The sequence below is a fragment of the Catellatospora sp. NPDC049111 genome (genome assembly GCF_040648615.1).
GTDB lineage: Bacteria > Actinomycetota > Actinomycetes > Mycobacteriales > Micromonosporaceae > Catellatospora > Catellatospora aurea.
Genome location: NZ_JBEZEB010000044.1, coordinates 1 through 15,062 on the forward strand (window position 1 = coordinate 1; position 15,062 = coordinate 15,062).

Annotated in this window: 12 protein-coding genes; all 12 read left to right on the forward strand. The window is 70.8% G+C overall.

Annotated elements, in window-relative coordinates; translation table 11 throughout:
- Window positions 1-97 precede the first annotated feature (97 nt).
- The 12 genes from AB0B66_RS36055 to aroC all read left to right on the forward strand — a co-directional run bounded on the left by AB0B66_RS36055 (window position 98) and on the right by aroC (window position 15,045).
- A complete protein-coding gene (locus AB0B66_RS36055) occupies window positions 98-1,483 on the forward strand; it encodes a hypothetical protein (RefSeq protein ID WP_360538546.1) in 1,386 nt (461 codons plus the stop codon).
- 80 nt (window positions 1,484-1,563) lie between these two features.
- Window positions 1,564-2,016 carry a DUF948 domain-containing protein gene (locus tag AB0B66_RS36060; RefSeq protein ID WP_120320084.1) on the forward strand — a complete coding sequence of 151 codons (453 nt, stop codon included), beginning with the start codon at window positions 1,564-1,566 and terminating at the stop codon, window positions 2,014-2,016.
- 15 nt (window positions 2,017-2,031) lie between these two features.
- A complete protein-coding gene (locus tag AB0B66_RS36065; protein ID WP_360538548.1) occupies window positions 2,032-2,337 on the forward strand; it encodes a hypothetical protein in 306 nt (101 codons plus the stop codon).
- Window positions 2,334-5,012: an alanine--tRNA ligase gene (gene alaS / locus AB0B66_RS36070; RefSeq protein WP_360538550.1), complete on the forward strand. Its 2,679-nt coding sequence runs from the start codon at window positions 2,334-2,336 to the stop codon at window positions 5,010-5,012. The genes AB0B66_RS36065 and alaS overlap by 4 nt, the downstream gene beginning before the upstream one ends.
- A 166-nt stretch (window positions 5,013-5,178) precedes the next feature.
- The gene (gene ruvX, locus AB0B66_RS36075) at window positions 5,179-5,637 is read left to right on the forward strand and encodes a Holliday junction resolvase RuvX (protein WP_360538552.1); all 459 of its coding nucleotides are present in this window, start codon (window positions 5,179-5,181) and stop codon (window positions 5,635-5,637) included.
- A complete protein-coding gene (mltG, locus tag AB0B66_RS36080) occupies window positions 5,634-6,857 on the forward strand; it encodes an endolytic transglycosylase MltG (protein WP_360538554.1) in 1,224 nt (407 codons plus the stop codon). Before ruvX ends, mltG (AB0B66_RS36080) begins: the two co-directional genes overlap by 4 nt.
- A gap of 133 nt (window positions 6,858-6,990) precedes the next feature.
- A complete protein-coding gene (mltG, locus tag AB0B66_RS36085) occupies window positions 6,991-8,235 on the forward strand; it encodes an endolytic transglycosylase MltG (RefSeq protein ID WP_360538556.1) in 1,245 nt (414 codons plus the stop codon).
- A complete protein-coding gene (locus AB0B66_RS36090; protein WP_360538558.1) occupies window positions 8,235-9,041 on the forward strand; it encodes a shikimate dehydrogenase in 807 nt (268 codons plus the stop codon). Before mltG (AB0B66_RS36085) ends, AB0B66_RS36090 begins: the two co-directional genes overlap by 1 nt.
- 37 nt (window positions 9,042-9,078) lie before the next feature.
- A complete protein-coding gene (gene mltG, locus AB0B66_RS36095) occupies window positions 9,079-10,293 on the forward strand; it encodes an endolytic transglycosylase MltG (RefSeq protein WP_360538560.1) in 1,215 nt (404 codons plus the stop codon).
- A 115-nt stretch (window positions 10,294-10,408) separates the two neighbouring features.
- Complete coding sequence (locus AB0B66_RS36100) at window positions 10,409-11,527, forward strand: glycerophosphodiester phosphodiesterase (protein WP_360538562.1); 1,119 nt, start codon at window positions 10,409-10,411, stop codon at window positions 11,525-11,527.
- 142 nt (window positions 11,528-11,669) lie between these two features.
- A complete protein-coding gene (locus tag AB0B66_RS36105; protein WP_360538564.1) occupies window positions 11,670-13,751 on the forward strand; it encodes a PQQ-dependent sugar dehydrogenase in 2,082 nt (693 codons plus the stop codon).
- 115 nt (window positions 13,752-13,866) lie between these two features.
- A complete protein-coding gene (aroC, locus tag AB0B66_RS36110) occupies window positions 13,867-15,045 on the forward strand; it encodes a chorismate synthase (protein ID WP_360538566.1) in 1,179 nt (392 codons plus the stop codon).
- Window positions 15,046-15,062 lie beyond the last annotated feature (17 nt).

Here is a 15,062-nt window from a genome sequence, read left to right on the forward strand (position 1 = left end):
CCGGTGATCCGGGTCGAGGGAGCCGGTCGGCCGCCGTGCGGCGGAGGAGCCGCCAGGTCGCCGGGCCGCCGCCGACGACACCGGCAGCCGCCGCCACGTGGTGGACGAGCCCGCCGGCCGTCGTGCCGCGCGGCCGGAGCCGGAGGAGCCGCGCCGGGGCCGTCCCGAGCCCGCGCCGGTCGAGCCGCCGCCGGGCCGTGGCCGCCCGGAGCAGGCGCTGCGCAAGCCCGGCGGGGAGCCGCCGGTGGTGCGCCGCCGCGAGATGGACCCCACCCGTACCGGTGAGATGCCGCGCGCCGTCGGGAACCCGCCCGCCGCGGACGGCGGTCGCGGCCGTCCCGGCATGCCGGCCGGCCCGGTCGGCAAGCCCGTGACGCCGCCCGCCCGCCCGGAACCGCAGCGTGCGGGCTTCCCTGCCGTCGCCCCGGTCTCCCCGGCCCGCCCGAACCGCGGTGGCGTGCCCGTGCCGCCGGCCGGTCCGCCGCCGCAGGGCGGCCCCGCTCCGCTCGGCGGCATGCCGCCGCAGGCCGGTCCCCACGCGGGCCCCGGACCTGCCGTTCCGCACGCCGGACCCGCTCCCGCCGGCCCGATGCCCGGCCCGCACGCCGGTCCGGGCCCGAAGCCGGGCGGTCCCGCCGCGGGCCCCGGGCCCGCCGGTGGTGGCCGTCCGCCGGGCCGCCCCGAGCCGATCGCGGTGCGCCCGCCGGACCCGAACGCCGTGGTGCCGCCGGCCGGCGACCGCCGCGCCGGACTGGCCGCGGGTGTCGACGCCATCCGCGGCGCCCGGTCGGAGGTGCGCAAGCAGCTGCGCGAGCAGCAGCGGCTGCGCATGTGGACGCTGATCGCGCTGGTGGCCGTCGTCGTGGGCGCGCTGCCGTTCTACTTCGTGCTGCGCGCGGCGACCCGTGACCCGGTGCTGACCACGCTGGACGCGCTGGACGTGCCGTCGTGGGCGGTCACCTCGGGCAAGACCGAGGACAACATCTACGGCAGCCGCTGGTGCCTGATCGAGTGCCGCTATCGCGAGCGCTCGCTGGAGTCGCAGCGGGGGATCGACGAGACCACCGAGGCGTACACCAAGGCGCTCACCGACGCGGGCTGGTCCCGGTGGAACGTGGCCAGCTGCGTGCTGGACGAGGGCACCGAGGGCAAGTTCTCGTGCTGGCGGCGCGACGAGTTCACGCTGGACCTGTGGGTCCGTCCGATCACCACCCCGGAGTGCACGGACCTGCTGCGCAACCGGCCGACCGTCGGCCCGAGCCAGGGGCCGGCGCAGCCGAGCGCCGATCCGTCTGCGGCCCCGTCGGCCGCGCCGGCCGGTGATCCGGACGCCTGCAAGGGCTCCGCGGTGACGATCAAGGTGCTGAACACGGTCGCCGACGACCGCATCCGGTTCACCGCGGATCCGAACGGCGAGCAGGGCGCCGGCGGGGACGAGGAGACCGGTGAGGAGAGTCCTGCCCCGACACCGTCGGCGAGCTGAGCCCGGCTGCTGCGAGCGCCGTCCCGGCGGGCGGTAGGGTCTGCACGTCAGGACAAAGTGCGACGTGCGGAGGATGTGGCATGTCTGGAGGCGAGATCGCGGCGCTGATCGCGGCGGGTGCGTTCGCGATGCTGGTGCTGGTGCTTGCCGTGCCGATCCTGCGGCTGCGGCACACCGTCGACGCCGCCACGGTGACGTTGCGGCAGGTCAGCCAGCGTACGGGCCCGATCCTGGACAACGTGAACCTGACCGTCGACAACGTCAACACGGCGCTCGGCCAGACGCAGGTCACGCTGGACGGGGTGAACGTGCAGCTGGCGAAGGTCGACGTGATGACCCAGCACCTGGCGGCGACCACGGCTAACGTGTCGAACCTGGTGAGCGTCGTCACGGCGACCGCGGCCAGCCCGCTGGTGAAGGCGGCCGCGTTCACGTACGGCGTACGGCGTGCCACGGCGGCCCGCAAGGAGGCCGACGAGGCGAAGTCGGTGCGCGACGAGCTCAAGGCGCGCAAGCGCACCCGGCGGGGCTGAGCCATGATCCGCAGGTTGCTGTGGCTCGGTGTGGGCGTCGGCGTCGGCGTCGTGGTGGTGCGCCTGGTGACCCGCCAGGCGCGCAAGTTCACCCCGGCCGGGCTGGCCGGGACCGCCCAGGAATCCATTGGTCACGCCGCGGGCTCGGTGCGAAGCTTTATGGACGACGTCCGCGACGGCATGGCCGACCGCGAGGACCAGCTCTTCGCCGCCTTCTCCGACGGCGTGTCGATCGAGCCCGTAGACCTGCCCTGGGCGCACGGGGTCGGCAGCAAGTTCTATCAGTTCAAGCAGCAGCAGGAAGGCGAGCAGCAGCGATGAGGACCGCGGAAGTCAAGCGACGGTTTCTGGCGCACTTCGAGGCCAACGGGCACACCGTGGTTCCGAGCGCTCCACTGCCGGCCATCGACGATCCGAACCTGCTGTTCGTCAATGCCGGCATGGTGCAGTTCGTGCCCTACTTCCTGGGCCAGCAGACCCCGCCGTTCCGGCGCGCGGTCAGCGTGCAGAAGTGCATCCGGACGCCGGACATCGACGAGGTCGGCAAGACGTCCCGGCACGGCACGTTCTTCCAGATGAACGGCAATTTCTCCTTCGGTGACTATTTCAAGGAGGAGGCGATCCGCCTCTCCTGGGACCTGATCACCAAGCCGGTCGAGGCCGGTGGTTTCGGCATCGACCAGGAGAAGATCTGGGCGACGGTGTATCTCGACGACGACGAGTCGATCGGGTTCTGGCGCGCGGTCGGCCTGCCCGCGGAGCGCATCGTGCGCCGCGGCAAGGCGGACAACTTCTGGTCCATGGGCATCCCGGGGCCGTGCGGCCCGTGCTCGGAGATCTACGTCGACCGCGGGCCGGCGTACGGCCGCGAGGGCGGTCCGGAGGTCGACGAGGACCGCTACATGGAGATCTGGAACAACGTCTTCATGCAGTACGAGCGGGGTCCGGGCACCGACAAGGAGAACTACCCGATCCTGGGCGAGCTGCCGGCGCAGAACATCGACACCGGCATGGGCCTGGAGCGCATGGCGTCGATCATGCAGGGCGTCGACAACCTCTACGAGATCGACGAGGTCCGCCCGCTGATCGACAAGGCGTGCGAGCTGACCGGCAAGCGCTACAACGTCAGCCACACCACCACCGCGGCCGAGTCGCACCCCGACGACGTGCGCCTGCGCGTCATCGCCGACCACGTGCGCACCTCGCTGATGCTGATCGGCGACGGGGTGACCCCGTCGAACGAGGGCCGCGGCTACGTGCTGCGCCGGATCATGCGCCGGGCGATCCGGGCGATGCGCCTGCTCGGCTACGAGGACCCGGCGCTGCCGGAGCTGCTGCCGGTGGCGCGTGACAGCATGTCGCCGTCGTACCCGGAGATCGCGACCGAATTCGGCCGCATCTCGCAGTACGCGTACGCGGAGGAGGAGGCGTTCCGCAGCACGCTGCGCGCGGGCACCACGATCCTGGACGTGGCGGTCGCCGACACCAAGAAGTCCGGCGGCAAGACCCTGACCGGCGACAAGGCGTTCCAGCTGCACGACACGTACGGCTTCCCGATCGACCTGACCCTGGAGATCGCGGCCGAGCAGGGCCTGTCGGTGGACACCGACGGGTTCAAGCGGCTGATGGCCGAGCAGCGCAAGCGCGCCAAGGCCGACGCGCAGGCGCGCAAGACCGGTCACGCCGACCTGTCGGCGTACCGGGGCGCGCTCGACGCGGGCGGGGCGGTGGAGTTCACCGGCTACGCCGAGGTGTCGCGCGAGTCGAAGGTGCGCGCGCTGATCGGCAGCGGCGGCCTGATCACGTCGGCGGGCGAGGGCGAGCTGGTCGAGGTCGTGCTCGACGTCACCCCGTTCTACGCCGAGGGCGGCGGCCAGCTGCCCGACCTGGGTCTGATCACGGTCGGCGGCGGCAAGGTCGAGGTGCTCGACGTGCAGCAGCCGCTGCCCGGCCTGATCGTGCACAAGGCGCGGGTCGTCGAGGGCGAGGTCCGCTCCGGCGAGGCCGGCTACGCCCAGATCGACGTGGAGCGCCGCCGGGCGATCTCGCGCGCGCACACCGCGACGCACCTGGTGCACCAGACGATGCGCAACTTCCTCGGTGAGTCGGCGACCCAGGCGGGTTCGCTCAACGCGCCGGGCCGGCTGCGGTTCGACTTCAACACGCCGGGCGCGGTGCCGGCCAGCGTGCTGATCGACGTCGAGCAGCAGGTCAACGAGGTGCTGATGAGCGACCTGGAGGTGCGGGCGTTCGTCACCTCGCAGGCCGAGGCCAAGCGGCTGGGCGCGATGGCGCTGTTCGGCGAGAAGTACGGCGAGTACGTGCGTGTCGTCGAGGTCGGCGAGTACGCCCGTGAGCTGTGCGGCGGCACCCACGCGGCGCGCTCGGGCCAGCTGGGCCTGGTGAAGATCCTGTCGGAGGCGTCGATCGGCTCCGGCGTGCGCCGGGTCGACGCGCTGGTCGGCATGGACGCGTTCCGCCACCTGGCCAAGGAGCACCTGCTGGTGTCGCGCCTGGCCGAGCTGTACCGGGTGCCGCGCGAGGAGGTCGGCGACCGGGTCGAGCAGACCGTGTCGCAGCTGCGCGACGCCGAGCGTGAGCTGGAGAAGATGCGCGCGCAGCTGGTGCTCGGCGGGGCCGCGGCGCTGGCCGAGGGCGCGCTCGACCTGGGCGGCGTGGCGTACGTGGGCACCGAGGCGCCGGAGGGCGCGGCGGTCAACGACGTACGCACGCTGGCGCAGGAGGTGCGCGGCCGCTTCCCGGCGGACCGTCCCGCAGTCGTCGCGGTGGCCTCGCGGGCCAACGGCAAGGCGTCGCTGATCGTGGCGGTCAACGACGCGGCCAAGTCCCGCGGCCTGTCCGCGCAGGACCTGGTCAAGGGTGCCCTGTCGGGCCGCGGCGGCGGCAACGCCGACCTGGCCCAGGGCGGCGGCGTCCCCGCCGACCAGGCCCCCCACCTGCTGGCCTCGGTCCAGAACGCAGTACAAACCCGCTAAGGCGAAGGAAGGGCACCTTCTTATCGTTTTTCGATGTAGAAGGTGCCCTTCCCAACTGCCGGAGGCGGCGGTGACGGACATCCGGCGAGGGCACCTTCGCGACGCGCGCAGCGTCGCCGGGGGTGCCCTCGGTGTTTTGGTTTGCTGATCGGAAGGAGTGACGGCGATGACGTGGACCCGTGGGGTTCGGCTGGGGATCGACGTGGGCACGGTGCGGATCGGGGTGGCGGTGTGCGATCCGGACGGAATCCTGGCAACTCCGCTGGTCACCGTGGCTCGCCAGGCTAAAGCGGACGACTCTGACATTTCGGCTGATATGGTGGAGATCGCGCGCCTGGTGGCCGACCATGGCACGGTGGAGGTGGTGGTGGGACTGCCCATCAACCTCGCCGGGGTCGAGGGGCCGGCCGCCAAGCACGTGAGGGCATACGCCGACGCCCTGGCCGGTCTGATCGCGCCGGTGCCGGTGGTGCTCGCTGACGAGAGGATGTCCACCGTCACGGCCACCCGGCGGCTCGCCGACCGCGGTGTCCGGGGCAAGCGGCAGCGTGCCGTCGTCGACCAGGCGGCAGCGGTGGAGATCCTGCAGGGTTGGCTCGACGCGCAGCGAAGGCGAGCAGGATGATCGACGAACTGGACCGTGCTTTCGATGACGACCACGACGAAGATCCCCGGCAGCAACTGCCGCCGGGCGAGGCCAGTCGTCAACGCAGGCGGTTCGGTTGGATGCGGTCCGTGCTGGCCATGGGCCTGGCCCTGGTGCTGCTCGGGGCGCTCGGCATCGGCGCCGTGGTGGTGTACCAGAAGATCAGCGGCGCGCTGGGCACCTCCGACTGGGAGACCTCGGCCGACGGCACCGAGGTGCAGATCGAGATCAAGAGCGGCGACACGCAGGCCGAGATCGCTCGCACCCTGAAGGCGGCGGGCGTGATCGCCAGCGAGAAGGCCTTCATCGAGGCCGGCGAGCGCAACCCGGACGCGCTGCGCATCCAGCCCGGCTTCTACAAGATGCGCACCCACATGAGCGCCAAGGACGCGGTGCTGCGCCTGCTGGACCTGCGCAACCGCATCGTCAACGGGATCACGATCCCGGAGGGGCTCAGCTCGTTCCGGGTGTTCAAGCTGCTGTCGGCCAAGACCGGCATCCCCGAGGCCGAATTCAAGGCCGCCGCGAAGGACCCGATCGCGCTCGGCGTGCCCGACTGGTGGTTCAACCGCACCGACGACAAGAAGGTCGCGCCGTCGATCGAGGGCTTCCTGTTCCCCGACACCTACGAGTTCGCGCCCAACGCCACCGCCGAGAGCATGCTGCGGGTCATGGTCAACCGGTTCCTCACCGTCACCGGCAGCATGAACTTCGCCGAGACGGTCCCGGCGCAACTCGGCGGGATCGCACCGTACGAGGCGCTGATCGTGGCCTCGCTGGCCCAGGCGGAGGCGGGCAACGCCGACGACTTCGGCAAGGTGGCCCGGGTCGCCTACAACCGTGTGTACAAGCGGATCCCCGACCTGACGTGCGCCTGCTTCCAGTTCGACGTGACCGTGAACTACTCGCGCGAGCTGGCCGGCAAGGACCCCAAGCCGTCCAGCGGGCTCAGCCACGACGAGCTGACCGACGAGAAGAACCCCTACAACCGCAACGCCGAGGGGATGATCCCCACGCCGATCAACAACCCGGGCAAAGCGGCGCTGGACGGCGCGATGTCGCCGCCCAAGGGCGACTGGTACTACTTCGTGGCGACCGACAAGGAGGGCCACTCGGCCTTCTCGGAGACCTTCGAGGAGTTCTGCGAGGACAACGAGACGGCCGTGAAGAACAAGGTGCTCAAGCAGAGCTCTTGCTGAGCCGACCGTCTTGTCCGAATAAGCCCGTTAGATCCTGGGTGGCGGCTGAAAACCCACCGTCCGCCCGGGGGTGTGCAAAACCCTTCACGTGTAACGTAGCCGCCGATGGCGACCCGTACGTGAGAGGGCACCGATGACTGACGAGCTTTTCCTGTCGTTCGAGGAACATCCCGAGCGCGGCCAACAGCGGCGTCGGCACGGGGTGGACAACAACCGTGGCCGGAACAACAAGAAGAAGAAAAAGAAGAAGAAGCGCGGCCGCTCCTTCCTCGCCCTCTTCCTCACGCTGTTCCTGCTCGGCGGTCTGGCCGGCGGCGCGTACCTGGGCTACGACAAGATCAGGGACCTGCTGGTCACCCCCGACTACGTCAGCACGGCGACGTCCGCCGAGGTCGAGGTCGAGATCAAGCAGGGCTCCCTCGGCCTGGACATGGCCAAGGCGCTCAAGAACAAGGACGTGGTCAAGAGCGAGCAGGCGTTCATCGAGGCCTATGAGAACAACCCCGACGCCAAGAAGATCCAGCCCGGCCTGTACAAGCTGCGCGTGCAGATCAGCGCCGCCGACGCGATCACGATGCTGCTGGACACCAAGAACCGGCTGGTCAACGGCATTCTCATCGCCGAAGGCCTGTCGACCTTCAAGATCTACAAGCTGCTGTCGGAGAAGCTGGGCATCCCCGAGGCCGAGTTCAAGGCCGCGGCGAAGGACCCGATCGCGCTCGGCGTGCCGGCCTGGTGGTTCAAGCGGGAGGACGGCAAGAAGGAGAGCCGCTCGATCGAGGGCTTCCTGTTCCCGGACACCTACGAGTTCCCGAAGAACGTGACCGCCAAGTCGGCCCTGTCGATGATGGTCGAGCGGTTCATGAAGGTCACCGGGGACATGGGCTACGCCGACAAGGCCGCCGCGCTGAACATCTCGCCTTACCAGGCGCTGATCGTGGCGTCGCTGGCCCAGGCCGAGGCGGGCAACGCCGACGACCTCGGCAAGGTCGCCCGGGTGTCCTACAACCGGGTCTTCAGTGAGAAGGCCGTGGCCGAGATCGGCACCTGCCACTGCCTGCAGTTCGACGTCACCGTCAACTACTCGCGGGAGATGGCCGGCAAGAAGGCCGTGCACTCCAGCGACCTCACCCAGGCCGAGCTGACCGACCCGAAGAACCCGTACAACCGCAACGCCAAGGGTCTGCCGCCCACCCCGATCAACAACCCGGGCAAGAAGGCGCTCGAAGGGGCGGCCGATCCGCCGAAGGGTGACTGGATCTACTTCGTGGCCATCGACAAGGAGGGCCACTCGGCCTTCTCGTCGACCCACACCCAGTTCTGCAAGGACAACCAGACGGCTGTGAAGAACGGCGCGCTGGAGCGGAGCTCCTGCTGATGCGCGCAGCGGTCCTCGGCAAGCCGGTCAGCCACTCGCTGTCGCCCGTCCTGCACAACGCGGGCTACGCGGCGGCGGGACTGACCGGCTGGTCGTACACCGCGATCGAGTGCGCCGAGGCCGACCTGCCCGCCTTTGTGGCGGGCCTGGGGTCCGAGTGGGCGGGGCTGTCGCTGACCATGCCGCTCAAGGAGGTGGGGCTGACCGTCGCGACGGCGGTCAGCCCGGTCGCCGCCGCAGTCGGGGCCGCGAACACCCTGGTCCACCAGCCGGACGGCAGCTGGCACGCGGACAACACCGACGTGCCCGGCATGGTCGCCGCGCTGGGCGAAGCCGGGGTCAGCACGGCGGCGCGGGTCGCCGTGCTCGGCGCGGGCGGCACCGCACGGGCCGCGGTGGCGGCCGCGGCGCGGCTCGGGGCCGAGTGCCTCATCGTGTACGCCCGCCGTCCCGAGGCGATCGACGAGCTGCGCCCGGTGGCCGATGCGCTCGGCGTGCCGCTGACCGGCGCGGGCTGGGCGGCGGCGGAGGAGTGCGCCGCCGCCGACGTGGTGATCTCCACCGTGCCCAAGGGCGTCGCCGACCACCTGCAGGTGCCGTGGCGGCCCAAGACGGTGCTGTTCGACGCCCTCTACGATCCGTGGCCGACCCCGCTGGCCGGCTCGGCACAGCGCGCCGGTTGCCGCATCGTGTCCGGATTAGATCTTCTTTTGAACCAGGCTCTGGGCCAGTTCGAGCAGTTCACGGGGGTTGCCGCGCCGGTCGAGGCGATGCGCGGGGCACTGCGGGACGCCCGTCGCGGCTAGCCTGTCCGGGTCGGTGCGACCCTGGGGAGGCAGACCGGTGACGGAAGAGTTCTTCATCGCGTTCGGTGACGAGCCTGAGCAGCGCAGGCCACGCCGCCCGGCCGGCGGGCGAAGTCCCCGCAAACGCCGCAGGCGCCGCCGCAACCGCGCCGTGCTGGCCGGGATGCTCACCCTGTTCCTGCTCGCCGGTGCGGGAGCCGTGGTGTATCTCGGCTTCGACCGGGTGAAGGGCTGGTTCGGCACGCCGGACTACACCTCCGCCGACGGCACCGCCGAAGTGACCTTGGAGATTCCGGAGAAGGCGACCGGGGCGCGGATGGCCGAGGTGCTGAAGGCCAAGGACGTGATCGCCAGCGAGCAGGCCTTCCTCGACGCGTGGGAGGAGAACCCGAAAGCCGCGACGATCCAGCCGGGTCACTACCGGCTGCGGTTGCGGCTCAGCGCCGCCGATGCGATCACCATGCTGCTCGACCCGGCCCGGCGCATCGTGAAGGGTGTGACCGTCCGCGAAGGGCTGTCGTCGTTCAAGATCTACAAGCTGCTGTCGGAGAAGCTGGGCATCCCCGAGGCGGACTTCGCGGCCGCGGGCAAGGACCCGGTGAAGCTGGGCGTCCCGGAGTCGTGGTTCGACCGCGACGGCAGAAAGGTCACGAAGTCGGTCGAGGGCTTCCTGTTCCCGGACACCTACGAGTTCCCGCCGGACGTCACCGCGCGGTCCGCGCTGGAGACGATGGTGCGGCGGTTCCTGGCGGTCACCGGCGAGCTGAAGTTCACCGAATCGGTGCGCGGCGGGTTGAAGGTCGCCCCGTACGAGATGCTGATCGTCGCCTCGCTGGCCCAGGCGGAGTCGGGCACCGCGGCCGACCTGCCGAAGGTGGCCCGGGTCGCCTACAACCGCATCTTCCAGCCGAAGGCGGGTGTGTGCACCTGCCTGGAGTTCGATGTGACCATCAACTACTGGCGGGAGACGAAGGGGCTGGAGCCCATCGGGTCGGGGAAGATGACCAGCGCCGAACAGAACGACAAGAAGAACCCGTACAACCACAACGTGCTGCTGCTGCCCACGCCGATCAACAACCCCGGCCGAGCGGCGCTGGCCGGCGCGGCGAAACCGGCGAAGGGAGGCTGGTACTTCTTCGTCGCGATCGATCAGAAGGGCAACTCGGCCTTCTCCACGAACTACGAGCAGTTCTGCCGGGACAACGACATCGCCGTTCGCAACAAGAAGCTGGCCCGCAACTCCTGCGATTGACCGGATGCGGTGCGGTGACATCGCGCCGAATTCGCCCCGATGTCACCGCGCCGTCGATCACCGGCCGTCCGCGACCGCTGGACTCCTCCGCGTAGCACTCATGGAGGAGCAGACGATGGACCGACGTGACCTTTTCATCGCCGGGGCGCTGGGCGCCGCGGTGGCGACCCCCGCCCTGATCGGCGTGCCGGCGTGGGCGTCCGGCGAGGACCGCGACAATGAGCCGGTGCGTGCTCACGACCGCGACCGGACCCTGGTGGTCGGCCACCGGGGCGCCAGTGGCTACCGGCCCGAGCACACCCTCGCGTCGTACGAGCTGGCCGCCCGGATGGGCGCGGACTTCATCGAGCCCGACCTGGTCAGCACCCGCGACGGCGTGCTGGTGGCCCGGCACGAGAACGAGATCGCCGGCACCACCGACGTGGCCGCGCGGCCCGAGTTCGCGACCCGCCGGGTGACCAAGACGATCGACGGCGTGGCGGTGACCGGCTGGTTCACCGAGGACTTCACCCTCGCCGAGCTGAAGACGCTGCGCGCGGTGGAGCGGCTGCCCGCGGTGCGCCAGCGCAACATGGTCTACAACGGCCTGTTCGAGGTGCCGACCTTCACCGAGGTGCTCGAACTGCGCGAGCGGCTGTCCAAGGAGCTGCGCCGGGAGATCGGCGTCTACCCGGAGACCAAGCACCCGACGTACTTCCAGAACGCCGGGCTGCCGCTGGAGCGGCCGCTGGTGGCGACGCTGCGCCGGTTCGGGCTGGACCGCCGGGACGCGCCGGTGTTCGTGCAGTCCTTCGAGGCGGCGAACCTGCGCGAGCTGCGCTCGGCGTACCGGCTCAAGGCGCCGCTGGTGTTCCTGGCCGGGGCGGGCAGCCCGTTCGGCGACCCGCGCTCGTACGCCGAGTACCTGAGCCCGGCGGGCCTGCGCGAGCTGGCCGGTGTGATCAACGGGATCGGGCCGGACAAGGGTCTGGTCATCCCGCGGGCGGCCGACGGCTCGCTGGCCACGCCGACGTCGCTGGTCGCCGACGCGCACCGGGAGGGCCTCAAGGTGCACCCGTACACCTTCCGTGCGGAGAACCAGTTCCTGCCGGTGAACCTGCGCAACGGCGCGGTGCCCGCCGAGTACGGCCGGATCCTCGACGAGCTGGCGGCGTACCTGGCCGCGGGTGTGGACGGCTTCTTCACCGACAACCCGGACCTGGGCGTGCTGGCCCGCGCGCTGCACCGGGCCTGATCGACGGCGCACGGCCACCGGACCGCCGAGCGCCCGGTGCCGTGCGCATCTTAGCGATATCAGCGTGTTTAGTCCCTAATATCCGAATTTGCTCGATACTCTGGCGCGGTTGTCCGTTGCCGGAGCCGATCGGGAGTCGAGGATGAGCGCGCGCAAGGTCGCCATGGCCGGTGAGGTGGCGCTCGCCATCGTGGTGATCGCGGTCGCGGGGCTGCTGTCGTTCGTGAGCCCGGCGAGCCCGGCCGCGGTGGCGTCGATCCCGCCGCTCGCCCCGGAGATCAGCGAGCCGTCCTCGGACGGGCAGCTGCTCAACGGGGCCGACGTGCACATGGAGGCGCAGCCGTTCGCCGACGCGGATGTGCGCGACGAGCATGCCTGCAGCGACTGGGAGATCTGGTCGGCCGCCCCCGAGCCGGTCGAGCGGGTGTGGGCCGCCGAGTGTGTGCACGGCGCGTCCCGCCTGCACACCCACCTGGGCAACGGAAAGTTCACCGGCTCGCTGGCCGGGGCGGCCGAGCTGCCGCCGGGCCGCGCGTTCGAGGTGCGCGCCCGGTTCCGGTCGTCCTCGGCCGACCCGGGCACGCAGTGGAGCCCGTATTCGGTCCGCCCCTTCCGCACCGACGTGCAGCTCGAACCGCTGCCCGGAGCGCCGCAGTGGCGCACCATGCAGGACGGCTACGTGGTGGAGGAGGTCGCGTCCGGGTTCGCGCTGCCGGTCGGCATCGCCATGGCGGCCACCCCGCCCGCCTCGCCGGACGCCCCGCGCTTCTACGTCAACGAGCTCTATGGGCAGATCAAGGTGGTCCGCGGCGACTTCAGCGTCGCGACGTACGCCAAGGATCTGCTGAACTTCGACCCGACCGACAAGTTCCCCGGCGACGGCGAGATGGGCCTCGGCGGGATCGTGGTCGAACCGCAGACCGGCGACCTGTTCGCCGCCATGGTCTACAAGACGGGCAGCAAGCTCTACCCGAAGGTGGTCCGGCTGACCAGCTCCGAGGACGGGATGAGCGCGACCAAGGTCACCACGGTGCTGGACATGAAGGGCGAGGACATGGTGGCCTCGCACCAGATCTCCAACCTCACCATCGGGCCGGACGGCAAGCTGTACGTGCACGTCGCGGACGCGTTCGAGCCGAAGACGGCCCGGGACAAGGACTCCTTCCGCGGCAAGGTGCTGCGGATGAACCTGGACGGCAGCGCACCCGAGGACAACCCGTTCTACAAAGCCGGCAACGGCGACAAGGCCAGGGACTACGTCTACGCCCTGGGCCTGCGCAACCCGTTCGGCGGCGCGTGGCGGGCCGCCGACGGGCAGCACTACTCGGTGGAGAACGGACCCTCGGTGGACCGGTTCGCCCGGGTCACCCGGGGCGCGGACTTCGAGTGGTACGTCGGTGACAGCGCGATGAAGAAGAAGGCGCTCTACAACTGGACCGTGGCGCACGCGCCGGTCGGGGTGACCTTCGTGCAGGAGGAGAACAACCAGGGGGCGGGCTTCCCGAAGGAGCTGTACGGCAACGCGTACATCTCCGAGAGCGGCCCGACCTACGCCACCGGACCGCAGGTGCGCGGCAAGCGCATCGTGATGTTCGCCTTCGACGCCAAGGGCAAGGTCACCGGACCGAAAACCCTGGTGGAGTACAACGGCAACGGCAAGTCGACCATCGCCGGCATCGCCGCCGGGACGGACGGGCTGTACTTCAGCGCGCTCTACCCCGACGACGCCAAGGACGGCCCGTACGCGGCCAAGGCGAAGCTCTACCGCGTCCGCTTCGCCGACGCGGCCGGCGCGGCGCCCAAGGACGCCAAGGTGGACAAGAAGCTGTGCACCGACGACGAGTTGAAGATCACCGCGGCGCCCGCGAAGACGACTCTCGCCCGCAAGACCTCGCTCACCATCGGCCTGAAGGTGCAGAACACGTCGAAGCGCTCCTGCGTGCGCGACGTCGGCGCCGATCTGCAGGAGCTGCAGCTGCTGCGCGACGGGGAGAAGCTGTGGTCGTCCGACGACTGCGGGCCGGTGCGCGGCAGCCAGGTGGTCCGCTTCGCGCCGGGCCAGTCCCGCTCCTACAGCGCGACGTGGAACGGCAAGGCCAGCAACACCTGCGAGAAGAAGGGCCGCCGGGTGCCGGCCGGGGCGTCGCCCGCCGCGGGCACGTACGAGATCGTCGCCCGCGTCGGCAGCGACCGCAGCGAGCCCGTGACGATCACGCTGAAATGACCCGGCCCGCCTGGTGAGACCGGACCTGGCCAGCTCACGTGAGCTACGTCCCGTCTGGTGACACCGGCGGGGCGTGGCGGGCAGGCGGCCGGGCCGCCGTGACAGACTGGTGATCGTGTTGCGTTGGCTGACCGCAGGGGAGTCGCACGGGCAGGCGCTGGTCGCCGTGCTCGACGGCGTGCCCGCCGGAATCGAGATCACCAGTGACGAGATCGGCCACGAGCTGGCCCGCCGCCGCCTCGGCTACGGCCGCGGCGCGCGCATGGCCTTCGAGCGGGACGTGGTGACGATCCTCGGCGGCGTGCGCCACGGGCGCACCCTGGGCAGCCCGGTCGCGATCCAGGTCGGCAACTCCGAGTGGCCCAAGTGGCAGACCGTGATGTCGGCCGACCCGGTCGACCCGGACCTGCTGGCCGCGCAGGCCCGCAACGCGCCGCTGACCCGCCCCCGGCCCGGCCACGCCGACCTCGCCGGCATGCAGAAGTACGGCCACGACGACGCCCGGCCGATCCTGGAGCGCGCCAGCGCCCGGGAGACCGCCGCCCGCGTCGCCGTCGGCACCGTCGCCAAGGCCCTGATCAAGCAGGCGCTGGGCATGGACGTGCTGTCCCACGTGGTCGAGCTCGGTTCCGTGGTCGCCAAGTCCGGCCTGGTGCCGGTGCCGGGCGACACCGAGCGCATCGACGCCGATCCGCTGCGCTGCCTGGACCCGCAGGCCAGCGAGCGTATGGTCGCCGAGGTCGACGCGGCCAAGCGCGACGCCGACACCCTTGGCGGCATCGTCGAGGTCCTCGTCTACGGCGTGCCGCCGGGCCTGGGCACCCACACGCAGTGGGACCGCAAGCTCGACGCTCGCATCGCCACCGCGCTGATGTCCATCCAGGCCATCAAGGGCGTCGAGATCGGCGACGCGTTCACCCAGGCCCGCTCGCGGGGCTCGGTGGCGCACGACGAGATCGTGCCGACGCCCGACGGCGTGAAGCGGGTCACCGACCGGGCCGGCGGCCTGGAGGGCGGCATCACCTCCGGCGAGCCGCTGCGGGTGCGCGCCGCGATGAAGCCGATCTCGTCGCTGAACCGGGCACTGTCCACCGTGGACGTGACCACCGGCGAGGTCGCCACCGCCATCAACCAGCGCTCCGACGTGTGCGCGGTGCCCGCGGCGGCGGTCGTCGCCGAGTCGATGATGGCGCTGGTGCTGGCCGAGGCGGCGACGGAGAAGTTCGGCGGCGACTCGGTCACCGAGATCCGCCGCAACCTTGCCGGCTACCTGGACAACCTGCTGATCCGCTGACAGACCGCCGGGTCCGC